The sequence below is a fragment of the Priestia sp. SIMBA_032 genome, from assembly GCF_046535215.1.
Lineage (GTDB): Bacteria > Bacillota > Bacilli > Bacillales > Bacillaceae_H > Priestia > Priestia aryabhattai.
The window spans coordinates 180,022-205,586 of record NZ_JAWRXD010000004.1; the positions used below are offsets into that span (position 1 = coordinate 180,022).

The 25,565-nt window shown below is 38.5% G+C and carries 31 protein-coding genes; 11 read left to right on the plus strand and 20 right to left on the minus strand.

Features of this window, described 5'->3' with window-relative positions:
* Positions 1-20: 20 nt before the first annotated feature.
* The 7 genes from SB717_RS15095 to SB717_RS15125 all read right to left on the minus strand — a co-directional run bounded on the left by SB717_RS15095 (position 21) and on the right by SB717_RS15125 (position 6,557).
* Positions 21-1,352 carry a TIGR00366 family protein gene (locus SB717_RS15095; protein WP_014459643.1) on the minus strand — a complete coding sequence of 444 codons (1,332 nt, stop codon included), beginning with the start codon at positions 1,350-1,352 and terminating at the stop codon, positions 21-23.
* 127 nt (positions 1,353-1,479) lie between these two features.
* A complete protein-coding gene (locus SB717_RS15100) occupies positions 1,480-1,965 on the minus strand; it encodes a GNAT family N-acetyltransferase (RefSeq protein WP_034651113.1) in 486 nt (161 codons plus the stop codon).
* A 104-nt stretch (positions 1,966-2,069) separates the two neighbouring features.
* The gene (locus SB717_RS15105) at positions 2,070-2,303 is read right to left on the minus strand and encodes a hypothetical protein (RefSeq protein WP_074680553.1); all 234 of its coding nucleotides are present in this window, start codon (positions 2,301-2,303) and stop codon (positions 2,070-2,072) included.
* Positions 2,304-2,403: 100 nt separating this feature from the next.
* On the minus strand, positions 2,404-2,589 hold the full coding sequence (locus tag SB717_RS15110; RefSeq protein WP_074680551.1) for a DUF4083 family protein: 186 nt from the start codon (positions 2,587-2,589) through the stop codon (positions 2,404-2,406).
* Between the two features lie 93 nt (positions 2,590-2,682).
* Entirely contained in the window at positions 2,683-3,789 is a 1,107-nt protein-coding gene (locus tag SB717_RS15115) for a CapA family protein (protein WP_074680549.1), read from the minus strand.
* Positions 3,790-4,102: 313 nt separating this feature from the next.
* Positions 4,103-5,347 carry a YeeE/YedE family protein gene (locus SB717_RS15120; RefSeq protein ID WP_074680545.1) on the minus strand — a complete coding sequence of 415 codons (1,245 nt, stop codon included), beginning with the start codon at positions 5,345-5,347 and terminating at the stop codon, positions 4,103-4,105.
* A 172-nt stretch (positions 5,348-5,519) separates the two neighbouring features.
* Positions 5,520-6,557: an EAL domain-containing protein gene (locus tag SB717_RS15125; protein ID WP_410904074.1), complete on the minus strand. Its 1,038-nt coding sequence runs from the start codon at positions 6,555-6,557 to the stop codon at positions 5,520-5,522.
* A gap of 199 nt (positions 6,558-6,756) precedes the next feature.
* Between SB717_RS15125 and SB717_RS15130 the strand changes: the two genes are divergently transcribed.
* The gene (locus SB717_RS15130; protein WP_074680541.1) at positions 6,757-7,089 is read left to right on the plus strand and encodes a hypothetical protein; all 333 of its coding nucleotides are present in this window, start codon (positions 6,757-6,759) and stop codon (positions 7,087-7,089) included.
* Positions 7,090-7,125: 36 nt separating this feature from the next.
* Here SB717_RS15130 and SB717_RS15135 read toward each other — a convergent pair whose 3' ends face one another.
* Entirely contained in the window at positions 7,126-8,298 is a 1,173-nt protein-coding gene (locus tag SB717_RS15135; RefSeq protein WP_410904075.1) for an iron-containing alcohol dehydrogenase, read from the minus strand.
* Between the two features lie 85 nt (positions 8,299-8,383).
* Positions 8,384-9,274 carry a LysR family transcriptional regulator gene (locus SB717_RS15140; RefSeq protein WP_074680537.1) on the minus strand — a complete coding sequence of 297 codons (891 nt, stop codon included), beginning with the start codon at positions 9,272-9,274 and terminating at the stop codon, positions 8,384-8,386.
* Positions 9,275-9,490: 216 nt separating this feature from the next.
* Here SB717_RS15140 and SB717_RS15145 point away from each other — a divergent pair, with 216 nt between their 5' ends.
* Together SB717_RS15145 and SB717_RS15150 are read left to right on the plus strand one after the other, a co-directional pair.
* Positions 9,491-9,637 carry a hypothetical protein gene (locus SB717_RS15145; RefSeq protein ID WP_169746664.1) on the plus strand — a complete coding sequence of 49 codons (147 nt, stop codon included), beginning with the start codon at positions 9,491-9,493 and terminating at the stop codon, positions 9,635-9,637.
* 167 nt (positions 9,638-9,804) lie between these two features.
* Entirely contained in the window at positions 9,805-10,716 is a 912-nt protein-coding gene (locus tag SB717_RS15150) for a DMT family transporter (RefSeq protein ID WP_410904076.1), read from the plus strand.
* Positions 10,717-10,837: 121 nt separating this feature from the next.
* Here SB717_RS15150 and SB717_RS15155 read toward each other — a convergent pair whose 3' ends face one another.
* Positions 10,838-11,104 carry a GNAT family N-acetyltransferase gene (locus SB717_RS15155; protein ID WP_410904077.1) on the minus strand — a complete coding sequence of 89 codons (267 nt, stop codon included), beginning with the start codon at positions 11,102-11,104 and terminating at the stop codon, positions 10,838-10,840.
* The gene (locus SB717_RS15160) at positions 11,101-12,336 is read right to left on the minus strand and encodes an MFS transporter (RefSeq protein WP_410904078.1); all 1,236 of its coding nucleotides are present in this window, start codon (positions 12,334-12,336) and stop codon (positions 11,101-11,103) included. The genes SB717_RS15155 and SB717_RS15160 overlap by 4 nt, the downstream gene beginning before the upstream one ends.
* Before the next feature lie 127 nt (positions 12,337-12,463).
* Here SB717_RS15160 and SB717_RS15165 point away from each other — a divergent pair, with 127 nt between their 5' ends.
* Complete coding sequence (locus tag SB717_RS15165) at positions 12,464-12,865, plus strand: hypothetical protein (RefSeq protein WP_074680529.1); 402 nt, start codon at positions 12,464-12,466, stop codon at positions 12,863-12,865.
* Between the two features lie 43 nt (positions 12,866-12,908).
* Entirely contained in the window at positions 12,909-13,580 is a 672-nt protein-coding gene (locus SB717_RS15170) for a VOC family protein (protein WP_074680527.1), read from the plus strand.
* Between the two features lie 78 nt (positions 13,581-13,658).
* Here the strand turns inward: SB717_RS15170 and SB717_RS15175 are convergent, their stop codons facing one another.
* Positions 13,659-14,171: a P-loop NTPase family protein gene (locus tag SB717_RS15175; protein WP_410904079.1), complete on the minus strand. Its 513-nt coding sequence runs from the start codon at positions 14,169-14,171 to the stop codon at positions 13,659-13,661.
* Between the two features lie 253 nt (positions 14,172-14,424).
* Between SB717_RS15175 and SB717_RS15180 the strand changes: the two genes are divergently transcribed.
* A complete protein-coding gene (locus SB717_RS15180) occupies positions 14,425-14,655 on the plus strand; it encodes a hypothetical protein (RefSeq protein ID WP_013057513.1) in 231 nt (76 codons plus the stop codon).
* A 44-nt stretch (positions 14,656-14,699) separates the two neighbouring features.
* Here the strand turns inward: SB717_RS15180 and SB717_RS15185 are convergent, their stop codons facing one another.
* The 4 genes from SB717_RS15185 to SB717_RS15200 all read right to left on the minus strand — a co-directional run bounded on the left by SB717_RS15185 (position 14,700) and on the right by SB717_RS15200 (position 17,633).
* Entirely contained in the window at positions 14,700-15,059 is a 360-nt protein-coding gene (locus tag SB717_RS15185) for a hypothetical protein (protein WP_074680523.1), read from the minus strand.
* A gap of 62 nt (positions 15,060-15,121) precedes the next feature.
* Positions 15,122-15,883 carry an SDR family oxidoreductase gene (locus tag SB717_RS15190; RefSeq protein WP_410904080.1) on the minus strand — a complete coding sequence of 254 codons (762 nt, stop codon included), beginning with the start codon at positions 15,881-15,883 and terminating at the stop codon, positions 15,122-15,124.
* Positions 15,880-16,911 carry a zinc-dependent alcohol dehydrogenase gene (locus tag SB717_RS15195; protein ID WP_410904081.1) on the minus strand — a complete coding sequence of 344 codons (1,032 nt, stop codon included), beginning with the start codon at positions 16,909-16,911 and terminating at the stop codon, positions 15,880-15,882. The genes SB717_RS15190 and SB717_RS15195 overlap by 4 nt, the downstream gene beginning before the upstream one ends.
* Positions 16,912-16,988: 77 nt before the next feature.
* Positions 16,989-17,633, minus strand: coding sequence for a GntR family transcriptional regulator (locus tag SB717_RS15200; RefSeq protein ID WP_410904273.1), 645 nt, complete (start codon positions 17,631-17,633; stop codon positions 16,989-16,991).
* 199 nt (positions 17,634-17,832) lie between these two features.
* Between SB717_RS15200 and SB717_RS15205 the strand changes: the two genes are divergently transcribed.
* Positions 17,833-18,291 (plus strand): hypothetical protein, encoded by a 459-nt coding sequence (locus SB717_RS15205; protein WP_074680516.1) that lies wholly within the window; start codon positions 17,833-17,835, stop codon positions 18,289-18,291.
* Between the two features lie 29 nt (positions 18,292-18,320).
* Here the strand turns inward: SB717_RS15205 and SB717_RS15210 are convergent, their stop codons facing one another.
* Entirely contained in the window at positions 18,321-19,202 is an 882-nt protein-coding gene (locus tag SB717_RS15210; RefSeq protein ID WP_410904082.1) for a M23 family metallopeptidase, read from the minus strand.
* Positions 19,203-19,465: 263 nt separating this feature from the next.
* On the opposite strand from SB717_RS15210, the gene SB717_RS15215 reads away from it, so the two are divergent.
* Entirely contained in the window at positions 19,466-20,002 is a 537-nt protein-coding gene (locus SB717_RS15215) for a histidine phosphatase family protein (RefSeq protein ID WP_074680512.1), read from the plus strand.
* Between the two features lie 60 nt (positions 20,003-20,062).
* On the opposite strand, the gene SB717_RS15220 is transcribed toward SB717_RS15215, so the two are convergent.
* Positions 20,063-22,096 carry a Na+/H+ antiporter gene (locus SB717_RS15220; protein WP_410904083.1) on the minus strand — a complete coding sequence of 678 codons (2,034 nt, stop codon included), beginning with the start codon at positions 22,094-22,096 and terminating at the stop codon, positions 20,063-20,065.
* A 269-nt stretch (positions 22,097-22,365) separates the two neighbouring features.
* On the opposite strand from SB717_RS15220, the gene SB717_RS15225 reads away from it, so the two are divergent.
* Positions 22,366-23,679 carry a hemolysin family protein gene (locus tag SB717_RS15225; RefSeq protein WP_074680508.1) on the plus strand — a complete coding sequence of 438 codons (1,314 nt, stop codon included), beginning with the start codon at positions 22,366-22,368 and terminating at the stop codon, positions 23,677-23,679.
* Here SB717_RS15225 and SB717_RS15230 read toward each other — a convergent pair whose 3' ends face one another.
* Positions 23,680-24,126: a DUF4385 domain-containing protein gene (locus tag SB717_RS15230; RefSeq protein ID WP_410904084.1), complete on the minus strand. Its 447-nt coding sequence runs from the start codon at positions 24,124-24,126 to the stop codon at positions 23,680-23,682.
* Positions 24,127-24,230: 104 nt separating this feature from the next.
* Between SB717_RS15230 and SB717_RS15235 the strand changes: the two genes are divergently transcribed.
* On the plus strand, positions 24,231-24,542 hold the full coding sequence (locus SB717_RS15235) for a hypothetical protein (RefSeq protein WP_410904085.1): 312 nt from the start codon (positions 24,231-24,233) through the stop codon (positions 24,540-24,542).
* A gap of 134 nt (positions 24,543-24,676) precedes the next feature.
* Here the strand turns inward: SB717_RS15235 and SB717_RS15240 are convergent, their stop codons facing one another.
* Entirely contained in the window at positions 24,677-25,096 is a 420-nt protein-coding gene (locus SB717_RS15240) for a P-loop NTPase family protein (protein ID WP_234483431.1), read from the minus strand.
* A gap of 132 nt (positions 25,097-25,228) precedes the next feature.
* Between SB717_RS15240 and SB717_RS15245 the strand changes: the two genes are divergently transcribed.
* Positions 25,229-25,525, plus strand: coding sequence for a hypothetical protein (locus tag SB717_RS15245; RefSeq protein ID WP_074680504.1), 297 nt, complete (start codon positions 25,229-25,231; stop codon positions 25,523-25,525).
* The last annotated feature ends 40 nt before the right edge of the window (positions 25,526-25,565 follow it).

Sequence of the window (25,565 nt, forward strand, 5' to 3'; positions counted from 1 at the left end):
TTTCAGCTGACCTTTTCGTATTAGAAAAACGTTAGTCCTATAGCAAAAATAAAGCCTGATACAATTAAGGTCGTCACGCAGTAGCCCATTATATCGCGCGCTCCAAGCCCTGCGATAGCTAGTGCGGGCAGTGCCCAAAACGGCTGCGCCATATTCATCCATGCTTCTCCGTAGGCAATGGCCATCGCAGCGACTCCCGGATCTACGCCGAGCTGTTCAGCTGCCGGCATAATAAAAGGTCCTTGTACAACCCAGTGTCCTCCTCCAGACGGAACAAAAAAGTTCACAACGCCAGAACTTAAAAACGCAAGAAACGGAAATGTCGTTTCATTTGAAATGGAGATAAATGCGTTCGTTAGCTTCCCGCCTAAGCCTGATAGTTCCATCATGCCTTGAATACCTGCGTAGAATGGAAACTGAATCACAATTCCAGCGGTTCCTTTCGCAGCATTAGAAACGGCATTCATATAGGATAAAGGCGTGCGGTGAAGCAAAATACCCGTCGTAAAAAACAATAAATTCACTGTGTTGATATCCATTTTAAAACCGTTTGTAGCAAAATAATAAATTAAATATGAATACCCAAGAAGCGCAATTGTCAGACTTAAAAACCTGCTGTTCTCCATGCGTACAGCAAATGTTGGCTTAGAAGAAGTTGTCTCAACAACTGTAGCCGGAGCCATTTCATCTTCTGCCAATAGTCGTGGATCAATTTCTACCACTTCTTTTCCCGTCGGCATCATCAGTCTTGTCATAATAGGAAGGACAATTAATAAACCGAGAGTAATAAATAAGTTGTACCCTGTAAAAATCGTGTCTGACAGCGGAATAAGTCCAGCCGTTTTTTCCATTGGGTTTCCAGGTGTAGCAGCGACGAGAGGAATCGAACCTGACAAGCCTCCGTGCCATGTTAAAAAACCTATGTAAGCACAGGCAATTAAAAACCGGTAATCAGATCCCGGCACGCGCTTCGCTACTTCTTTCGCAAACAGCGCACCTACAATTAAGCCAAACCCCCAGTTAATCATACAGGCCATAGCTGCGCCGAGCGTGACCAGAATTACCCCTTGTGCCGGAGTTTTGGCTAACAGTGCTATGTTCACAAGCCACTTCTTTACGAGCGGCGAGCTAGCAAGCGCATGCCCTGTGACAAGCACTAAGCTCATTTGCATCGCGAATGCCAGAAGGTTCCAAAAGCCACTTCCCCAAAACTGAACCATCTCAATCGGCCCGTGAGGAGTAAAAACAATACCTGATACAAATAAAATCAGCGTCAGGATTAAAGCAAATACAAACGGATCAGGTAAAAAGCGCTGCACAAGCGCCGTAAAGAAATTAGATAACGCTTTCATTTTACTCCTCCTTTACAGGAATACTCCTGTGAATAAATGTCGACAAGCATCTTTAATTATACATAATTTGTTGAAAATTGTTAATATTTAGTTTAAATAAAAAACCCTTCTGTTTTTCAGAAAGGTTTTACACACTAAACGTTTGAATAAGAGTTGGCTCTCCGTCAAGTTCAATTTTCTTTTCTTGAAAGGAAATATGTAAGCTTTCATAAATATGTTTCCAAAATGAAATAGCCCGCTTATTGCCTGCAAGCTCAATAATCATATATGTTCCTTTTCGATGAGAGAAAATGTCTTTTACCGTTTTGGAAGCGATGCCCTGCCCTCTGTATTTGTTTAAAATAAAAAAATCATTGATGCAGTAATCTGCTTCTTGCTGAAGTGCGGGCTGTTCAAGAAGTAAAAAAAAGCCCGTCAGCTTATCATCTACTTTAATAAAGTATGGCGAGAGGCCTTCTACTTTCCAAAACAGCGGCAGCTCTTCAAAATGAAAAGCTCCATCTTCGCGAATATCTAAAGAAGGTGTATACGCAGATAAATCGTGGAGATAAAGAGAATACAAATTTTGCAAAACGCCCGCTTGGCTTTTAGGTACTTTTTCAATCGTAAGCATTCTTAGTTCATCTCCTTCTTTTCCTATCATAAGGGTTTTTTCTGAAAGTTTACAGTAAAAATGTTTGGGGCAAAGTGAAGATGGATAGTCAAAAAGCTATTTTTTCATTTTGTAGATGTATGAAACGCAATAAAAAAACGATCATCTCCGGTACTGTACGCTCCGTCTGATAATCGTTTTTTATGTTTTGTTTGGTGATGCTGAAGTTTTTCCTTCTTTGTTTTGGTTTTGCGCGTTTCCATGTCTGCAAATATAAACAGGCTGCGGTTTAATTCTGGATTTCGCTTTCCTTCACGCGTCATTTTATCACGCATTTTTTTTGCTTTTGACTTTGCCATGTAACTTCCTCCCTATATAAACGATGTATACATATCTTACTGCTTTTTTATAAAATGTCAAGTGCAGAAGCACTGATGTGTTAACAGTGCTTCTGTATAGTCATGACTCTTTATTTTTCAGCATATCATCTAATTTTTGTTCCATTCTCTGAAGCCTTTTTTCATTTGCTCCCTGCTTTTGAATCAATCTTTTTAAGCCTATAATCAATGCGATAATAACTCCTGCTCCTCCTATAAGAATCAGCAGCATAAGAATTTGAAAAATAATATCACCTATATTAACCATAACTCCACCTTTAATCTATTTTTTTACATTATATCATTTATTTGGATGAATATCGCTTTATTTTATAAAAAAAAGCCCTCAATACTGAGAGCTTCATTTACTATCTTCGTCGTAAACCGTCCACTTTTCCTGTTTGATTTGATTGGAAACATCAATCAGTTTATTTTTCACTCGGTCCTTCTCTGCTCCTGTTAAAGGCGTAGGTCGGTAGTCGTTTCGCGCCGTTGTGGAAGAAATACGGAATGGAATGACGTTGATGTCTTTATTAGTCGTTAGCTTTCCATCTTTAATCGTAAACGTCTGCTGAAATACAAATGTATCCTTATCACTTGGATTTTTGTTTCCGCCAAACATAAAGTTTCCTAAGCTATAGACAATAAATTTATTTTTGTATTCTTCAATTCCTTGAACAACGTGAGGATGATGACCTAAAATCAAATCTGCTCCGTTATCAATTGTATACTTCGCCAATGTTTGCTGCGCTGTATCAGGAACATAGTGTCGCTCAGAGCCCCAGTGAAAATGCACAATGATAATTTTAGCGCCTTTTTCTTTTAAAGACTTAATTCCGTCTTTAATCTCGCTTCTTATTTCTTTTGTGTCATCCCAGCCCGGATATCCAAGCAATCCTACTTTGACTCCTTTTACCGTTGTGATGTATGTATCTTCGTAGCCAAAATAGCCTATTCCGCTTTTCTTTAAGTTCTCTCTTGTATCATCATATCCTTGCTGTAAATAATCATGCGTATGATTATTAGCTAAGTTAACGGTTTCAATACTTCCTTGTTTTAAAATATTCACAAAAGAAGGATCACCTTTAAAACGAAATGTTTTACTTGCTTTTTCGGTCGCTGTTGTCAGCGTCGTTTCTAAATTAACCGTTGTTAAATCATCTTGTTCAAAAATCGACTTTACGTTTTGCGTAAAATACGGCAGGCCATTTCTTGCCGCTACGTCATTAAAAGTAGAGTCGTACCCAAAGCTTTCATCATTTCCTAAAGTAAAATCTCCCGCTGCGCTAATTTTAATGGTTGTATTAATGCTCTCTTTTTTTTCTTTTTTTGTCACTTCTTCTTTTGATTTTACCGTTTCTTCTTTTTTCTGCGGTTCAGAAGATGTTTGTTCTCCTGCTCCTCCGCACGCTCCCAGTAAAAAACACAAACTTCCATAAATAACAACTTTTTTTAAATACTTGTTCATGTAACGTTAAAACCCCTTTTTACGTTTTAATAACTGTGTTTGGACATGGTGTTTAATGTACATTTCGCCAAATACATACAATCTTCCTGTTATATCGGAAAAATAAGTGAAATTTTTATAAAAAAAGGAAGTTTTTATATTCTTTTTGGGTTAGGACAAGAGGATTTGGCTAAGAGAAAAGTAGCGCAAACGCTGCGGAGAAAACTGATGAGCTGTACTAAACTTCAAGTGATTCACAAAATAGAAGAGCGATTCCAAACATCACCTAAAATAAAAACCTCCTTTGCTCATGCAAAGAAGGTTTTATCTAAACTTAACAAATCGAATCATTAGATTTAGGATTTTTGAGTCCAAATAACGGGCGGATAAATAATGCTAAGCCTGTGCCTAGCATCGCCATAACCATCCATACCCATCCGTGAAGACTAAATGAAGCAATGCCGCCAAAGTAAGCGCCAATATTACAGCCAAAGGCAAGACGCGCACCATATCCCATTAAAAGGCCTCCAACAACAGCTGCTCCTGCAACGCCGGGTTTAATCTTTCCTGGTTTGAACGTTCCTTGCGCCGTCGCTGAAATGAAAGCGCCTAGTATGATCCCAAAATTCAACACGCTGGTAGAGTCTGCTAGCACACTTTGCGTTAGCGCTTCTCCATTCGCTCCTTGGAAAAATCCCCAGCTCGATACATCTATCCCAGCTGCCATCATCGCTTTTCCGCCCCATAAAGCAAACGCAGAAGTAATTCCCCATGGATTTCCTCTTACAGCAAGCGTCAATGCATTTAATACAGCCAGCACAACCGCTGCGGTGAATAGGGGCCAAGAGCCGCGAATGATCTTTTTCCACCCTTTTGTAGTAGGAAGCTGTTTCATCATAGGCGGATTTTTCTTTTTCGCAATTTGAATCGTAATCCAGTAAATCGCTGCGAACGCGATAAGCTGTACAATCCAAGCTCCAAAATAACCAAGACCTGTCGATTCAGCTAATGAGATAGGGGGAAGCGAAGGTTGTTTTTGCCAAAATGGCAAATGATACGCCCCGAACATAGAACCTACAATAAAGGCTAAAAGCGTTAAAATCATGGAAGAAGAGCCGCCACCTAACGAATACAGCGTCCCTGAGGCACATCCATTTCCTAACTGCATGCCAATTCCAAACATAAACGAACCAACTATTACACTGACTCCTACAGGTGAAACGTATCCTTTTGGCGTTACCCCTGTAAAGCTAAAGCCCGTACTTAAAATAATAGCAAACAATGTTGACGCAATCGCTAGCATAAGCATATGCGCTTGCAAGCCTTGAACGTTGCCGACAGATACGAGTCGGCGAAATGCTGATGTAAAGCCAAAACGTGCGTACAGAAGCGTCATTCCTAGTGCTAGACCGATAATAAATAACACACCTTGCGTCCAATCAGTCGTTAGCACAATCGCTAGAAGTAAAATAACCGCTGCTATAACCCCTCCTGCAAATAACGGCTTTTGCATAGGGCTTAATTCTGTTACAACAGTAGTTGGCTTTGATTTATATGATGAGTGCAACGTTTGTGCCATATCATCCACTCCTTTTCTGATAGAAATACTAAGGATTAATATTTATCATCTTATAGCACTTCCCTTTCTCTGTAAACTATTTAGCAAAATGAAAATGAATTGTTTATTTTTTGAGTATTCTTACTTTTGTTCATACAAAAAGCAGAAGTTTCTGTTCTTCTGCTTTTCGCTGCTAAACGTAAATAGAATGAATCTCTTTTAACGGTTTAGGATTAGGCTTTGCAAAATAATACCCTTGAAACAAATCATAACCCATCTCTATCAGGCATTTTAAATCTTCTTCTGTTTCTACCCCTTCTGCAAGAGCCTGTGCCCCCATTCTATGGGTGATAGCTAACATCTCTTGAGCCACTTTTTTCTGTTTCTCATTCTTACTGATTCCGTTTGTGAATTCAAATGCTAATTTCACGACGTCAGGCTCCACTTCTAAAAGCCGATTCAGCGTATTATAGCCAACTCCTACGTCATCTAAAGCATATTTAAATCCGTGGGAGCGATAATAATTCAAAATGTTTTTCAAATGCTCAATATCTTGAACATCCTCCGTTTCAATCACTTCAAATACAATTTGCTCGGGCTTTATATTCAATTCTTTAATTAATGTAAATGTAGATGCTAAGCAATGCTCAGGGTTATATATTGCTGTAGGAATAAAGTTAATAAAAATCAGCTGATGATCAATAATACTAGCATTTTTTACAGCTTCTAAGCGGCAGGCTCGGTCAAGAGCGAAGGTTTTATTTCTTATTTGAGCAGCTTCAAACATTTTAAAAGGAGGTATAATACTTCCGTTTTCTTCTAATCCTCTTGATAAAATTTCGTGGCCAACGATATGCACGCGTTCATGATCAACCGATACAATCGGCTGATCATACGAGCAAATTCGCTTGTCTTCAATCAGTTCATCAATCCACAAGGCATCTTTCATTTTTTGGAAAGCGGTGATTGGCTCCATACGCGGCAGGTTTTCAAACGGGCTCCCCTGCTTGGCTTCTACAGCCCGCACATGCCGAGGGTCTAAATGCTGATGAGCATAATCCATAAAACTCCAAAAGGTATCTTCTCTCATCCAGAACATATCTTCTCCAAGACTCTTCCATTGATTTTGAGAAATATCTTTAAAGTATTTTTCCAATTCCTTTACATCGTTTGATTTCTGAAAAGAAACCGTATATCCTGTCCTAATTGGCAGACACGCGTCGCACCCCATAAGTTCGTCTTCTCCCTCATTTATCATCAGTTTTTTGTATGTATACATGTATAGTTCTAGGAACTATACCACTTTTAAGAAAGTTGCAAACCCTATTTTCCCTTTAAAATAGAATACACCGAAAAGTTTTGGTAAAATGATAGACGGCTTTTATTGTCTAGATTATAAGAAGAACTTGCTATAAGGAAGTGAATGATTCATGAGCAAAAACCGTTTTACTAAGTGGTTTCTATTGTCTTTAACACTCTTCGCCTTAAGTACCGGAGCAATGTATTATATGCTGTATATATCGTACTGGGCGTATTCTATCAAGCTGTTTTTAATCGTGGTGCCGCTCTTTACATTATTATCGGTTGCTTTTGGTTCGTTGGTAATCGTTCATGAGCGCAAAAGAAAACGCGTATTTCAGCTGCAAAATGAAGGAGGCATTCCCAAAAATACGTTTATTCAAGGCTTTTCCGAAATAACGGTAGGAGCAGGCTGCATCTTGCTGTGCTTTTTTCTCTTTCTTTATTTTCTAATGGATTATTAAGTACATATAAAAAAGACGAGCAGGCAGCTCGTCTTTTTATTTGGATCTTTCTAGAATATCTCGAACGCTTGCATAATCAAGCTCTTTATAAATACCAACACCTGGTTTTACAAACGTCTTTTCAACAATAGCATCAAATTCAGAATCATCAATATCATAGTCACGCAAACAGTTCGGGGCTCCTAAGTCATTCCAGAAAGTACGGAGCGCTTTTGCACCTTCCATTGCTGTTTCTTCATCGCTTTTTCCTTCTGGGTTGATGCCAAATACGTTTACAGCCAGTTGTTTTACACGAGAAGGATCTTCTTTTAGCACATGCTCTAGCCAATTAGGGAACAAGATAGCAAGGCCGCCTCCGTGGGGAATATCATACACGGCCGACAGAGCATGTTCAATACGATGAGTAGCCCAGTCTCCTCCATCCGTTCCGTTTGCTAAGCTTCCGTTAAACGCCGTCGTGCTGATATACATCATTGTTTCACGATACTGATAAGAACTAAGGTCTTCAAGAAGCTTAGGACCTTCTTGTACAGCCGTTCTTAGCAATGATTCAATAAAGCCATCGATCATCGGCGTATTTCCTGTGCGATGAAAATAGTGTTCAAGCGCATGCGACATACTATCAACAATTCCATAGACGGTTTGGTCGCGCGGCACTGAAAACGTGTACGCCGGATCTAAGATAGAAAAGACGGGAAATACGTGAGAAGACGTCCATCCTAGCTTTTCTTTTGTTTCCCAATTTGTAATGACAGAAGTTGAATTCATTTCAGATCCTGTTGCCGCAAGTGTTAAGACCGTTCCAAAAGGAAGAGCACCTGTAATCTCTTTTTTACGTGTAATTAAGTCCCATGTATTCCCTTCATACACGGCTCCAGCTGCGATAGCTTTTGTACAATCGATCACGCTTCCTCCCCCAACGGCTAAGAGAAAATCAATGTTTTCTTTTTTACATATGTCAACGCCTTTAGCAACCGTATTCAAACGAGGGTTCGGTTCTACACCAGACAGCTCGTGAACAACTGCGTTAATAGACTGAAGTTCAGCTTTCACTTCGTCGTATACCCCATTTCGTTTGATACTTCCTCCACCGTATACTAACAGAACGTTTACTTGTTTTTGATAAGAAGCAAGCTCTTGCGATAGTTTCGTAATTTGATTTTTTCCAAAGTATAATTTTGTAGGATTGTGCTGCAAAAATATATTCATGTTCTACACCTCTAGTTTTCATTTCTTATAAAAAGTGTAGCACGAAAGCAGCTTTATCATTATTGAAGATTCTCTATATCTATTATCAATATTTTTGATAACCTTCTTGTATAAGTGAAATAAATTGTTGAATAGGTGCTGTCAGCCATTTTTTCTTTTTAAATATAAGCTGTGAATAAAGATAAAATTCTTCATGATCAAACGGGATTTTAATCAGTTTTCCGCTTTCAATCTCTTGTTTTACCGCTATTTCTGGTACAAGAGCAATACCTAGATTATCCGCTACGCACTGTTTAATCGCTTCAAGACTGCTAAATGAAATCACCGATTGCATATGAATACCCCTGCTGCGTATCATCTCTTCTAAAAGAGTACGATAAGGGCAGCCGCTCTCGGTTAAAATGATGGTTTCTCCTTCAAACTCTTCCATTACAACGTTGTTTTTTTCACTAAAAGAATGAGAAGGCGAAGCAATCATAACCATGTTTTCTTTTCGAATAGGAATCACTTCTAAACTTGAAGAGGTTTGAAGGCGATCAAGCAAAACGGCTACGTCATACTTTCCGTCAATAATTCCTTGTGTTAAATTTGGACATAAACCCGCTTCTAACATAATCTTTAGAGAAGGGTGCTGCTTTTTTAATTCCCTAATATACGGTGTAATAAAATAAGCGGCCAGCGACTCCACGGTCCCTATCGAAACCGTGCCTCTTGCATCTTCGTTCGTAGTAAGACGCTCTTTTGCTTCATTTAATAACTCAGTTACTTGATTCACATAATAAAGCAATTCTTCACCAGGCTGAGTCAGCTTCATTTTTTGTCCTGTTCGTTCAAATAGTTTTTGACCGTAATGACCCTCTAATTTTTTTATATGAGTGGTAACGCTTGACTGAGCATACCCTAATTCCTCACCCGTTCGTGTATAGCTCCCCCACTTCGCTACTTCTTTGAATGTATATAAATAGTTAATATCCATGTGCTGCTCCTTATGTGCTGCTGTTTTGTTTCGTTATCCATATGCTAAAGCTGTTCTTAATCAGAACCTATACGTAAATAGAATCAAAGTACAGTATAAGCGAACTCGTTTTGCCAAGCAATTTTATAGTCCCTAAAGATTCTTTTTATTTCAGGCAATTACACCGTTTTTTGTTCATAGAATTTAAAAAAACTATAAAAAGAAAGGGTGTATGTTGTGATAGATTATAAAGAAGTGCTCTATAAAGGAAAACGCTTTGTACTGATTCACGTATATGATTCAGGATACTGTGAAATTCGACCGGTTAATCATTCTTTTAAAGTGGAACTTGTGCGGTTAGATGAGGTAGAAGAATGCGGATAACCACGGTAAACGCAGCCAATGCAGCTGCGTTTTTGTTTGTATTATAAACAAGTGGATGAGATAAAAATAGCTGAATTGGCTGGCCTTTTACACAATTTCTTCCTGTATACTTTGTAACTAAGGATATCCGCACTTATTTAATTTATATATTTACCTGAGGTGATGACATGAAAAAAGGCTGGCTGGAATGGATATTATTATCCGTTGCGTTAATTTGGGGAGCCAATTATACAATCGGAAAATTTGGAGTTGCTCATATGTCTTCCATCCAATTTAGCGCGCTGCGTTTTATAATGGTTGCTCCTATTCTTTTACTTATTACAGGAATCATAGAGCGAGGCATTCGTATCGAAAAAAAAGACTGGGGACGTTTAATAGCGGTCAGTATAGTAGGGGTTACGCTCTATCAAACGCTGTTTATGGTATCCGTTAAGTATACGACAGCTACTAATGCTTCTTTACTTATTTCGATGTCTCCTATTTTCACAGGAATCTTAGCTATATTATATAAGCATGAAGCTTTTTCATTAAAAACACAGCTAGGCTCTGTTCTTGCTTTTTTCGGGGCTGCGTTTGTACTGCTGTTTGGTCACTCTAGTCATGCGCTGTCGCAGCTTGCATGGTTCGGAAACATCATGGGGATTGTAGCGGCCATTGCGTGGGGCTGGTACCCAATTTTAGCAAAACCTTTAGTCGTAAAATATTCTGCTTTGCGCGTGACTGCCTGGTCTGCTTTGATAGGGGCTATTCCGCTTACTGCCTACTGTCTTTTCACCTATCAAACGCTTATCTGGCCAACAGATATAGGCAGCTGGAGCTCTCTGGCATACTCTGTTCTGTTCGTGACGGTGTACGGGCTGGTGATGTGGTATGTAGGAATTGGAAAAATCGGCTCTACAAAAGTAATGGTCTACATGTATGTTATTCCTTTGTTTGCCGTTGTTTTTGCTGCTGTAGCCATTGGAGAAACCATCAATTCCATGCAGCTGCTTGGAGGACTTATTATTTTTAGCGGTTTGTATATTGTTAAAAAAACCCCTGCTCCTAAAACGACTCTCAAACTAAAAAAAGCAAACTAAAAAGAGTAACAGGTTCGGTCGATGCGTTGATGCATGGTAACGAATAGCGCTCAGATTTTTTCTGAGCGTTATTCGTATACTGTTTTAATGCCCTAATTGAATGAAACACCCGTTAGTTTGATTAATGAACATTTTTCAGTTTATATTCATGAGTGATTTTATGCTGATTGTGTATGCATTTAAAGCCGTTCCGTTCATAAAATAACGTCGCTTCGTCCGTATCTGTATATAAAGCGAGAGTGTTATAATAGTTCCCTGCATAATGAATGATTTCTTTTAAAAGTCGCTTACCTATACCCTTTCTGCGAAACCGAGCTGAAACATAAAACCTTCTTACTCTTCCAACGTTAGTATGCTCCACAAGGTACGTTAGCCTGATGATTCTCATATACCTTCTCTCCGTTCAGCAGGTGTCTTGTCTATTTCGATAGAATGCTTGTTATACATTAATGCTGCCATGCCTGTTAGAGCTGTCATTAGCAAAATGAAGCTTGAAAATAGATATACAAACCTTACCCCAAATAGATCGGCTACTGTACCTACAAACGCGATAGAAAGAATAAACACAGCCTGGACAAGAGTTGATTTTGCCGCTATTACTTTAGGAAATACCGAACTGCTGCAGACATTTTGATAAATGGTTTCCTGCGCTGCGTCTCGAAGCTGATAGGCAGGACCCATCATTATCAAAAGTACTAAAGCTAGATACGGATTTGTTACTAAACCGTAAAAACCGGTTAAAACAGCATAACCAATTGAGCCTGCGAACATAAAAAGCAAAAGCCTTCCTTTTACGATAGAAGACATTTGATACACGATAATTCCTCCGACTATGCTTCCAAAATAATATGCACCGTTTATATATCCCCACCATGCTTCTCCTTTTCCAAGCACTTCTTTCACAAAAGAAAGAGTAATAGCTCCAATCCAAACGGTTCCAACGAGTGATTCAATTATGTCCATTATAACGAGTGCTCTGATGCGTTTATGTATCCATAAAAAGCGCCATCCTTCCATTAGCTTTGCCACGCTTCGCTTTTCTGGTTGTTTGTATACATGAGCCTCTTTTATAAACAGCAAGCAAACAAACGAGAACAGTAAAAGACCTTCCGTTATAAATAAAGAATAAGTGAATCCTGTTAAAGACAAAACGAAACCACCAAGGGACCACCCTGCAAATAGAAAAGTTTGGTCAATTGTTGAAAGCAAACTGTTCGCCTGCATTCTTTGGCTATCACTTACTAAGCTGCGGACAACCGACGTTTTGAAAATGGAAAAAAAGCCGTTAAAAAAAGAAATGATCCCAACAATGACAAAACACATCGCTAGTACTGTGACTGTAAATTCTTGTATAAGTAGCATATACAATCCAGCGAGCATTCCTATTTGTATAACCTGTACAGCCCGCATAATATGAATAGATTTATATGTATCGGCTAGTAAAGGTACGCTAAGGCCACTGAGGAGGCGAGCAATTAAGCTCGTCATTGTAATCAGTGATGCAAGAGCTGTTGAACCAGTGTTTTGATTTATATAGGAAGTGAGTGCCATTGTATACAGAACAAAACCTAAATTTGTGCTTACTTGACTTGCTGCTAAAAAATAAAAACGCTGGGTCAATTTTTTCTCCTTTCTGTTAGACGTAACATGTAAATGGATAATGTTTTTGTTAATTTTTCCCTTTTCAAACTATAACACTATTTGACGAAATCCAAAACTATCTATAATTTAGTAGATGGAGGTTTTTATGTTTAAATATAGTTTTCTTATTGTTCTTATTGCTTTTTTACTTATTAACTTTAACGGCCAGGAAAATCAAATTGTAGGTGGGAGAATAAAAAAAGAGCGAAGTGAGGTTTTCTTTGGAGAATATGACAGCTTTACAGGCCGCTACTCTCGGAGCATTAAACTCAAAAAAGGCGTAACCTATGCTTTTACGCTATCTAAAAACACTAAAAGTGGAGACCTTTCTCTATATGTAGAAGATCCAAGACGTACACGTTTCTTTGAAATGGCCAATAACTCTCTTTATTTAACACCTGAAAAAACGAAAAGATATCGTATTAACTTTATAGGCTCGGAGCATAAAGGCTCTTTTCAGCTTTACTGGAAAAGCAGCGTTCAAAGGGATAATGAAACATCTGGTTAATGCCATGTGATTTAGACAACGTTTAAACGAGGAGGAATGGTTTATGATGATTAATCAAGCTGTCCTGTACACTCATCTACTGGACGAAATGAAGGATTTTTATGTAAATTCTCTCGATTTCCCTTTAACCGCCGTTTCACCGCGTTCTTTTTCCATCAAAGTTGGTGAAAGTGAGCTAACTTTTAAAGAAACTTCTCTACATACAAAGCCCTTTTACCATTTTGCTTTTAACGTTCCAGCAAACCGCTTTATGGAAGCAAAACAATGGGCTACTCAGAGAGTCTTCCTCAATACAGAAGAGAAGAAAGATGACATTTACTTTGAAGCATTTGATGCTCATTCTTTTTATTTTGAAGACCCAGCTCATAATATTGTTGAATACATTTCAAGACATTCAGACTGCCCGCCATCCAACGCCCCCTTTTCTTCTAGGTCGCTTTTAAGCATAGGAGAAATCAACTTGACAACGCCTCATGTCCGCTCTGCAGGGACACAGCTTATTAACTCCGGTATCACCGTGCGCAACAACAGGCTATTAAACGAGACCTTTAACTTTTTAGGAAGCGGCAGTGCGTTTTTTCTTGTAGGGACGCCTAAAAGACGGTGGTTTTTTTCGAACCGAGACTCTGAAGTTCATCCATTAACGGTGAAGGTTAATCATTCTCTAGCAGTTTCGCTCGACGAAAAAGGAATGCTGAAGATTACGCAAGAATGATTGTTTTTTCAATAAAGCCACGTAACAAGCGAACTTGTTACGTGGCTATTTTTGTTCAAAATTCAGCTCGTACTTCACCTATAGGTTTTGTATATAGTTTTCGATGTCCTTTCTGTTCATCAGCATAAAAACCTTGCAATCCTCATCGTTTCTAAGCTTTTCAAACCGTTTTCTCATCTTTTTTTGCCGCTCTCTGTACGTCGTAAGAATAAACGTAAAAAATGACCAATCTACTTTTTCAGGGCAGCCTTTTGCCATATCTTCACGCGTTTTTCTTGCATATACGATTCTCCGCTTTATTACTCGGTACACACAAACGATTAGCGGCAGCTCTAAATAAATAATGGTATCTGCACGCTTCACTCGCAGGTCATACGAATTGCTGTAGTTCCCGTCGATAATCCAGCTGTCTTTTTTTACAATGCGCTCCTGCAATTCTCTAAAACTATCATTGTCTCTTTCCGTCCAGCCCGGCTGCCAATACAGGCTGTCTAAATGATGTACGTCTAGATCAAGCTTTTCCCCTAATTTCTTGGCAAATGTGGACTTTCCTACTCCTGGAGAAACGCCCATTATCAGCACTCTTTTCATCTCATCACCTTACCTTTTTAAAAAATAAAGCTAATTGAAGAGAAGGCAACTGTTCATACTGATTAGGTGTACTAAAAGCAGACTGCTGTATAAAGCAGCTCCATGTTAGCATTTTTATTTGCATAATTTTCAGATAACATATAAACATTCATCATAAATTTCTGTATTCCTTCTTGCTTTGTAGTAAATAGGTTGCTTTTATTAATCGTTTCCTTTACCTTAAATGTGAGTATATAAAAGTAAGGTGAAAAAAATGAATGCATCTATGCTAAAGAGATTTTTACGAAACCTCGGGATTTTTATTTATATTGTCATCGCAGCTATTAATATTTACTTAACGAGAAATGACTTAGGCGATATGCTTACTCGCCTTGTGCTGCTGACTATTTTACTTCCTTTGTTTTTTAGTTTTGTGTATGCGTTAGGAAAATCACATTTTAAAAGACAAGAAGAGCTCGCTGAACAAGAGAAGAAAAAAGAGTAAAAAAAGCCTTTTATCGAGGGAGATTCCCCTTTCTAAAAGGCTTTTTACTTTTTTTCATATAACTGAACATTAACTACATTAGGATTAACGTGATACTGCTTGGCAAGTTGATTTACGATTTGCTGAATCTCCTTCTTCTTATAGGAAGAAAGTTGTTCGGCGGGCAGAAGAACCAGAACTTGAGCTTCCGCATAGTCATTCAGCACTCTAACTTCTTGAAAACCATGCTGCGTCAAGACAGCTTTTAACGCTTTTTCAAAGTCTGTGCTTTCTTTTGGAACAGCTATGGAGAGCTGATCGTAAGAAAATAGCGAAACTTCTTTCTCTTCAGGCTTTGTATACACCGCCCAAGCAGTTGTCAGCACTGTGACCGCAATCCCAACATTCAATATCCAGACTTTCATATCATGCACGCTCCTTTTAATCGAGTTTGTTCATGATATGAAAAGATTTATTGGTTCATGCGTTATCTTCCTAACCATCCTCCGTCTACGGCAAGCAAGTGTCCATGAATATAAGCAGACGCATCAGATGCTAAAAAGACAACCGCTCCTTTAAAATCATCTGCCTGTCCCCATCTGCCTGCAGGAATACGTTCAATGATTTGTCTGCTGCGCGTTTCATCGTTAATAAGTGCTTCATTCATATCAGTGGCAATGTACCCTGGTACAATTCCATTAACGTTTACGCCTTTTGCTGCCCATTCATTAGACAAAGCCTTTGTAAGCTGAGCAACGCCGCCTTTTGCTGCGGCATAAGCTGGAACGGTAATACCTCCTTGGTAAGAAAGCAAAGATGCCATATTAATGATTTTTCCGCTTCCTTGTTTAAGCATTTGGCGGCCGGCCTGCTGACATAACAACCATACGGTTTTTAAATTAACGTTCATAACAGCGTCCCAATCTTCTTCTGCAAAGTCTACAGCGGGTGAACGTCTTTGAATGCCCGCGTTGTTCACTAAAATATCGAGCTTGCCAAAATAAGCAACAACCGATGAGATCGCTTCGCTTACTTCAGAAGCATTTTCCAGATCACAATTAATAATAAAACATTTTCTTCCGAGACGTTCAATTTCTTCTTTTACTCCAAGAAATTCCTTTGATCGCTGCAGCAGAGCGATATCCGAACCTGCTTCTGCCAAAGAAATCGCCATTGATCTTCCAATTCCTCTTGTTGCTCCTGTAATCGCTGCTACTTTACCATCTAAAGAAAACAAATCTACTGTCATTGTTCATTCCCCTCTCCGTTTGGTGCAAATAAAACCTTAAGTGATTCATCAGGCCGCTGCATAAACTCAAACCCTGCTTGAATATCTTCAAGCGGCAGTTTATGAGAAATTAAAGAATCTGCTGCTATTTCACCGTTTGCCAGTAAATCAATAGCCGTCTGAAAATCTTCCCTTGTATAACATCTTGTTGTAGTTAATGAAATTTCTTTAAAGTGCATTGCTGCTAAATTTAGTTCTGGAGCGCTTTTATATACGCTCACCACCACAATCTCTCCTTGAATACGGCTTGTTTCAACCATTTGTTTTGCTGTCATTTGATTTCCGGCTACTTCAAATACAACGTCTGCACCGACGTCATTCGTAAGCAAACGCACTTCTTTTACGACGTCTTTTTTCGCTGCATCAATTGGTATAAAGCCAAGTTCTTTCGCTTTAGTTAAGCGATAAGAACTAATATCTGAGATCATTACTTTTTTTGCACCTGCTCGTTTCGCAATCATCCCGATCAGCAGTCCAATAGGTCCTGCCCCTAAAATGACAGCTTGGTCCCCTACTTTCAGCCGCGAGCGTCGTACTGTATGTACGGCAACCGCTACAGGTTCTGCAAGAGCAGCATGCGCACTAGACAGTTTCTCCGGCAAGAGGTGAAGGCGGTTCACTGGAACAGCTACGTACTGCGCAAACCCTCCATCTTGATCAATGCCGATTAGTTTTAACTTTTTACAAACGTGAAACTGTCCTCTTACACAGGCTTCACACGTTCCGCAGCTAAGCGTAGGTTCAACTGTTACGCGGTCACCTAAAGAAAATTCCGTTTCCCCTCGAATCTCTCCTATAACTCCGCTGAATTCATGCCCCATAGTGAGTGGCGCCTGTGCTCTAGGGTGTTTTCCAAAATAAATCATCATATCCGTTCCGCAAATTCCAGCATGAGATACCTTTACAAGCGCTTCTCCTTCTTTTATAACCGGTTTCGCTTTTTGCTGCATAACGGCTTTTGTTTCTGAAACGTAGACACCTGCTTTCATTTCTCCATCCCCTTTGTATACTTGTCGACAAAAAAAGGGAAAAAGTTCAAAAACATTTTGAATCTTTTATCCCTTTTTTATGCTTCATTCAAAAGTGAAGCTGTTATCGTATTTCGCGTGTCTTCAAAGTGACGCTTCACTTCATCTTGAATACGTTCTGTATTTTGAGACTTTAATGCCTTAATCATTTCATGATGCTGCTTAATCAGTGGGAGCACAGCTGCTTTATCATCTCGAAATCTTTTTTCAGTGGTAATTAAAAGAGCAGCTAAAATAATTTCACGGATGCTTTCCCACAATTTTAATATCCGCTTGTGGCCTGCTTCGATAATCACGAGCTCATGGAACCGCAAATCTTGATAAGCAAACTCTACATAGTCATCGTATTTAGCTGCCATGGTCATTTGATCAATGCTTTGCTCAAGCTTTTTAATAAGCGAATCATGGTTGACTTCAGATAAACGTTCTAAGACAAAATGTTCTAAAAGCAGACGAACATCGTACAGCTCGTTTAAATCCCTTGTTGTTAAACCAATAACAACTGCTCCCATTCGCCGTAAATCAATGAGCCCTTCGTTTGAAAGAGTCCGCAGCGCTTCTCTTATAGGAGATCGACTCATTCCAAACTCCGCCGAGAGCTGATTTTCTGATAGTACGGTTCCTTTCTTCAGCTCGCCGCTCATAATTTGAATTCTTAATTTGCTTACAACTTGTTCTCCCAGCGAGGCTCCGCGAAGCCATCTTTCCGGGTAGGTTACCTTTTTAATGTGTCATCACTTCCTTAGCCAACTTGTATACAAGTATTCAAGATTTAGTATATAGATAAGAAACTGAATTGTAAACGCTTTCTTTATAAAATGTATATTTTTACAATTCTTTCTTACACTAAGAACTACTGATAAATAAAAGGTGGGAAGATGAATGAATCAAATGATATTATGGGGGATTCTTGTTATTCCATGGTTTTTATTGCTGCTGCTTGATAAACAGCGTGTTAAACGATTTTTTACTGTAGGGTTATTTGCTGCATTAATGATGACAATCGCCTATCAAGTAGCGGAAAAAATGCACTGGTGGACGGTTCAAGAAAATGTATTTTTTCTTACTAGCATGGGAGCAACGATTTATTGCCTTCATATTGTGATTACAATCTTTGTCTTTTACCTTACGTATCCCGGATTTATCTTGTACATAATTGTTAACATTATTTTGGATTTGATTCATGGTTATGTTATTGTTCCTTTTCTCGCTAAAATTGGGCTTTATAATCTGTATGAAATTAGTCATTTTGGTCTTTTCCTCGTCATGACTACCGTAGCCATTATCCTTTACTTATTCCAACGGCTGCTTGATTTTATATTTGAAGAAAGCCATGCATAAAAAGCCACAGCAAACGCTATGGCTTTTAATCAATAAAAAAATGGAATAACCGTATCTCCGCGAATCGGTTCAATAGCCGCATGAAACTGAATTCGCAAACTTTTTGACGTTTCGATGTCAGAGGCATCCATGACGTGAAAATGAATGTGGGGCTCAGATGAATTTCCAGAATTTCCACATCTTCCAAGCAGCTTTCCTTTACGAACTACATCTCCTTTTTTCACAGAAACCGACCCTTTCTTCAAATGTGCAAGCACACTGTATTCTTTCCTTTCATGCTCAATAATAACGTAGTTTCCTAAGGGATTTTCTTTATTGGTGTGCCCAAGTTCATTGTCTTCTTGGCCGTCAGCTGCTGAAACGACAACTCCTTTTAGCGGTGCTACAACCTTTTTTCCATAGGCATAGTAATCTTCGTTTTTCATTCCACCATTTTTATAGCTTTTCTTTCCTTTTTGCACGACTAAACCATACGCATACCTTTGGTTTTCGACTGGATGGTGATAGTTCAACACCTCATGCTTTCCTCCCCAATAGACAAACCATTCACTTTGAATCGGCATCGTATATTTGTTTGTAGTCCATCGATCTCTCTCTGAAAATGATTCTATAGGAGCAATCACAAGTGCTTGTATAATGTTATGTTCATCAAACATAACGCTGATGGCTTTTGTCTGCGTAGAATTTAACCAAATAAACTGCTCAATTTGAGGAGTTAAATAAAGATTTGTTTCTAGTCTGTAGAACTGTTCTCCTTGATTAAACAATCTGCTCTGCTCCAAAAATTGCTGAAGAGAAACTTGACGTTTAAACTCTTCGCTTACACAATCATAAAGCTTCTTAAAATCCCCTTCTGCAAATAAAGTTCCAAACTCTTCTCTGATATTTACTTTTGTCTCTGTCTCCATCATTGTAATCCACCCTTTTATATGTATTTCAATTTGTTTGAATTATCTATAAGTAATACGTTTTATCTTATAAAAAGGTTTCATTTTCCAATTATTCTATCTGAAAATCTTCTTCTATGCCGTATTTACAATTTTCTCAATCCATTTTATACTTATTTTACAAATATTTGAAAGGAGGTGCAGTATGATGAAAATAACGTTAAATAAAAAAATCAAGCTGCGCCGAGTAAGTATTTTTGGCGCTTAAATTTTAAGGAGATTTCACAATGAAAGTAGCATTAGTACGTCATTACAAAGTAAACAAAGGGCTTCCAGAAAACCACCGCTTATCCACCGATGAACTAGTGGCTTGGTTTCAGGAATATGATGAATCAGATATTACGTATGAAGAGACTGATTTAAATAATATCCAATGGAAACGCTGTTTTTCAAGCGATATGCCGCGAGCACACAAAACGGCAAAGCATATTTATAAACAAGAGATCACTCTTCTTCCGGAGCTTAGAGAAATACCTATGCCTATTATTCCATTAAAATTCAAACTTCCTTTTATTCTCTGGGTATTACTGTTTCGCATGTCCGGACTCATCAACAAACAAGTTCGTAAAGATATGGCTGAGACTAAGAGAAAAGTAGCAGCAGTGCTAGATCGCGCTATTTCCGAGTCAGAAGACGATTTGCTGATTGTCAGCCACGGAGGAATTATGAAGTTTATGCGTAAAGAACTTATAAAACGTGGCTTTAAAGGACCTCGGTTTGATATTGCTGTTAACGGAAAGCTTTATCTTTTTGAAAAGCAATAGAATGAAGATCATCAGAAAAATTTTCCTAAAAAAGTCGCAGAGATCAGTCCCTGCGACTTTTTAATAACCATTTTCTTCAATTGTTAGTGCTTCACGCAAAGCGATATCTTTGCGGATATTATGAGCGATTTCACGTGTGATTTCTCCTTTTTCATAAAGCTCTTGCACCGTTTCCCGCTCGGTATGAAACGCTTTATAACATAAATCTCTCGTTGTTTTTTTACGTTTGCGTGAATTATACTCCGTACTCTCTTTTCTAAGTCTCGCCATAGATCTATGATATTCACTAATAATAGCAAGTGAAATCATTCGATTTTCTTCGTTCATATTTTCTTTGATGACCTTTATCGCTTCTTCAATCATTTGAATACGTACTTTGTTCACTTTGGTTCTTCTGCGCAGGCTTTGTTTTCTTAACGCCTGCTTATTCGGTGAAAAAATTCGGACTAGTAATAATAAAACTTTTTTAAACCTCATCCAGCTTACCAATAATTTGTACCTTACACGATTGGTTACAGCCATTTCAAGCTTGTGCGTATGTTCCAAACAAATATACGCTGTCTCACGGTCTATTTTTTCCTCTTTTAATAGCTTTTCCACCAATTTTCCCTTGGCCTGAAGAGCCAGCAATCGAATTTCTTCTTCATACTGTTTGTTTTCAGAGGCTTCTAAAGGATGAGTTTTAACGATGATGTTATTAATCGTTGTATTATACGTTGAAATTAAAGAAAGGGCTGCTCCACGATTTTCCTCGGTCATTTCTCTTTTTAACCGCTGAATAGCAGCTTTGTGCACTTTAATGCGGGCTTTGACCTCTTTTGTATTGCGCTCAGGCTTCTTCGGCGCCTTTTCTGTTTTCGCAATGACAGGTAAAAGAATACTTGCCGCAACTAAGGTTAACAATATAACGCCTGCTGCTAGAAAAATAATCAAAGAGCGTTCCGGGAAATCACTGCCGTTCTCAAGCGTATAAGGAATCGAAAACGCTCCGGCTAAGGTAACAGCTCCTCGTACACCTGAAACCGTAATAATGCCAATAGACCGGGGCTCAGGTTTTAGGTGCTTGTTATTTTTGTAATACCAGCCTACTGACCATGACACCATCACCCAAATAAATCGTAGTACAAGCAAAAAGACAGTAATAATCAAAATATAAAGAAGCACTTGTCCATTATTAAAGTTTGGATCTTGAATAATTGCTTTCGCTACTTTTGGTATTTGCAGACCAAGCAGTACAAACACCAAGCCATTTAACAAATATAAAATAACCGTCCAAGTACTTTTTGATACTACTTTAAGCTGCTGGTTAGGTGATTCCTCTCGGTCGCGCTCAATCGCATGCACAATGCCGCCTGCTACAACTGCCAAGATTCCTGACAAATGAAAGTGTTCAGCAATGTAGAAGACAACAAATGGAGTTAAAATTTGTATTAACATATGAATCGTAATATCTTCCATTCCTAAACGTCGAACAAGTACACGCAGTCTGATAATCAGAAAAGCGATAAATGCTCCTACAAACAAACCGCCCAGCGCTACCCAAAGGAACTGAAATGTAGCATCTACTATTGAAAAGACGCCCGTTACGGTAGCAGTTACTGCTACTTGAAACGCTACAAGGCCAGAGGCATCATTCATCAGCCCTTCACCTTCAAGCAAATGCATAATTCGCTTAGGCAGCTTTACTCGGCTCGCCATAGCTCCAACAGCCACTACATCTGTTGGGGACAAAATAGCGGCTAGTGCAAATGCCGCCGGTAACGGAATGGAAGGGATGAGCCAATTGATTAGATACCCTCCTGCTGCCACCGTTACGAAAACCAGTCCCAGCGCTAGTAATAAAATAGGTGTGCGAAGCTTCCAAAGAGCAGCTCTTGACACGTTTTTCCCGTCATTAAATAATAGCGGAGCAATAAATAAAATAAAAAATAACTCAGGCTCTAAATGTACATCCCCGCCAAATGGCAAGATAGCAAGCCCTGCTCCCAAAGCTATTTGAACTAAGGGAACAGGAATAAATGGTACAAAATGATTAATGATATTAGATAGACCAATCAAAGCCAATAAGACTAATATCGTCAGAAAAAATTCCATAAAAACAATCGACTCCTACTTCTATTTACATCCTTTTAAAGGTATCACGTTATCTCTTTTCATTCATTTTATAGTGTTTAGTTTACGCTTTTTCTGCCAAAAAATGTTGTGGGTTATTAAAAAGTGCTCTTTCTTTTCGGTAAGTTTATTTCTACTGACATTAAGGGAACAGTATACATGATATTCTTTATTTACCATATAAATCAACTCATCAAACTTTTATAAGGGAGGTGTTCCCTTATCCGTTTCAACGGGGTAAGGAGATAAATTTGGAAACAGTCAATGTCATTTTATTCATCGTACTAATCATATTAACAGCCTTTTTTGTTGCAACGGAATTTGCCGTCATTAGGGTACGGTCGACTAGAATCGACCAGTTAGTTGAAGAAGGAAACAGGAACGCTTTAGCAGCAAAAAAAGTAGTATCAAATTTAGATGGTTATCTTTCAGCCACGCAGCTGGGCATTACGGTTACCGCACTGGGTCTAGGCTGGATAGGTGAACCTACGGTAGGTCATTTATTAGAGCCCCTTATTGACATGCTTCCTTTTGCTACATCACTTTCGCATGTCATATCTTTTGTTCTTGCTTTTTCGATTGTCACATTTTTAAATGTGGTAGCTGGAGAACTTGCGCCCAAAACAGTGGCGATTCAAAAAGCCGAACAAGTGACGCTGTTATTTTCCCGTCCTCTTATTCTTTTTTCTAAGCTACTTTATCCGTTTATTTGGCTTTTAAACCACTCAGCAAGAGGCGTTGTCGGATTATTCGGCCTGAAGCCAGCTTCTGAAAATGAAGTAGCTCATAGTGAAGAAGAACTTAGAATTATTTTATCTGAAAGCTATGAGAGCGGTGAAATTAATCAATCGGAATTTAAGTTCATGAATAATATTTTTGAATTTGATAACCGTACGGCTAAAGAAATCATGGTGCCTCGTACAGAAATTGTTAGCGTATCAGCAGATGAAACGATAGAAGAATTCTTAAAGATGGCTAGAGTAGAGCAATATACTCGCTATCCAGTAGTTGTAGAGGGGAACAAAGATCAAGTGGTGGGATTAGTTAATATTAAAGAAATATTAGCGGATTACATAAAAGAAGATGATATTAAACCGCGTACCGTGCAAACGTATATGAAACCCATCATTCAAGTCATTGATTCCATCGCCATTTACGACTTATTGCTTAAAATTCAAAGGGACAGAATTCACATGGCCATCTTAATAGACGAGTACGGAGGAACAACAGGACTTGTAACGGTAGAAGACATTTTAGAAGAAATTGTTGGTGAAATTCGTGATGAATTTGATGATGATGAAATACCGGACGTACACAAAATTAATGAAAATCACTACGTACTAGATGCGAAAGTGTTGATTGAAGAAGTAAATGATTTACTCGGAACAAATATTGAACAAGAAGATGTTGATACCATTGGCGGCTGGATGCTGACCGAAAAGTTTGATCTCGCTAAAGGTGATAGCATCAAAAATGAAAGTTTTTCATTTAAAGTCATTGATATTGAACATCACCATATTAAACGAATCGAAATAACAAAGGAAAAAAGTACGGATCCCAGCTGATTATCCGTACTTTTTTTGATGCTCTTTTTTCAATTGCAAGTACTCTTTATTCTCTCGTACCTCCTTCCATTTTTCCATAAAAATAGATGCCGATTCTGCTTTTTGTTCATCAATTTGCCGTTCGTTACGCTCTCCGTCTTTGCTGTATTTCTTTCCGCCTTTGTAGTTCGCGTAGCGCCTGGATCGCGTGTATCCCATTTGGAGAAATTTCCGGGCCATGTCCATTCCAACAAAATCGTTTTTTTCTTTGTAGGTTAAAAAAAGCTGATAGATGGCCTCCGCAGATTCCTCAGCAATTTCAGGTGTTCGAAAGCGCCAATGAGGAAGAATTTCACTTTTATACGGCTCAACAAGGAGAACTCCTTGTTCTCCTTTTCCTACTCTATACTTTTCAGGATGTTTTCTAAAATCGATATGTTCAAAGTCAAGTGAATAATCAAATGCCACGGCTCTTCCCTCCTTTTTAATCTCTACCCTTTACAAATGAATGGTAAAACTTTTCTTAAAGAAGTTTTTCACATGCAGATGCGGGTAATAATAGGTGGATAAGTATGACTAACTTTTTTCTCCATGCTAAAAGAAGTCCGAACTTATTAAATCATGGTACGGGAGCTTTCTATCAAATTCGCCATTATGGAAAAGAAGATGTCTCCGTGATGTCTGCTATCATTAAGGCATTAACCGTAATCGCTGAAACAAATCGCTCTGCCATCAAAAACGACGTATGGATTTTTTCTTCCTACATCGTAAAAGAACTGCAAAAAGAACAGTGGCTTAAAATGGACAAAGAGTTTCTTAATCAGCTTCTCAAAAACCTTGCAAAAGCTTGTGAGAAAAAATGCGCGTCTATGCCGATAGAATAAAAACAAAAAACGCCGCTCATCAACTGAGCGGCGTTTTCTTACGATATAAAATGCTCTATCTCTTTTCTCTTTTTCACTATTATGAGTTTATCGCTATATGAAGTACGAAGGATATGCAAAATTTCAGATTTACTTTACTTTTCGAAGTCCGCATTCCACTGAAACATTTTAATGAAAATAGAAAACGTCGGTGCATAATTTGCTTTTTCTATTTTAGCTTTTTGCAGAACATACCTTCTTAGAATAAACCAAACTCTTTTTAAATAATGCGTATCGAGAAAAATAATAAAATCAGCTTTATCAAAACTTTCTCTCACCCACATATAATGTACGCCTTCTATGATCCATTCTTTTGAAGCTATAATATGATGTAAACACTTTTTTCGATCCGCTTCACTTCTTCTTTTATCTCCTTCTTGTGTTCGTTCCCACATAACATTATCAAGTTCATAGTGAGGAAGTTTTAATTTATGAGCTAGCAAACGAGTAAAAGTCGTTTTTCCACTTCCAACCGATCCGACGATATGTATTTTTTTACATGGAGCGCTTTGCATACTTCATGTCCCCTACTTCAAGCCTATTTTTCACATATATTGTATCATTCAAGTTCCTTTTCTCTAATGCAAACCAGAACGTTTTATGCTAGTATTTTATGGTACTTGACTGACAGAAGGAGTGAAAACACAGTGCCTAAAACCCTTTTTGGAAAACTTACGCTGTTTTGGATTGGACTATTGTTATTGATTACGGGTCTATTTTTTTATTATAAATATACAAACCAAGGGTTTACCGCTGCAGATCTATTCTTTCGCGCCTCTCCTCCTTTAGCTGCTATTGGCTTCCTGTTAAGCGCAGCCGGACTATATGAAGAACGAGGAAGAAACAAGATAATTCCTCTCGTTGTACTCACCATTAGTTTTATCATGCTTTGCCAATCAGGCTATCACTTTCTCCATATGCATACTCCACCGCCGCGTCCTTGACTTTGTCTCACTCTCATTTATAAAAAAGCTTGTGCGTTTA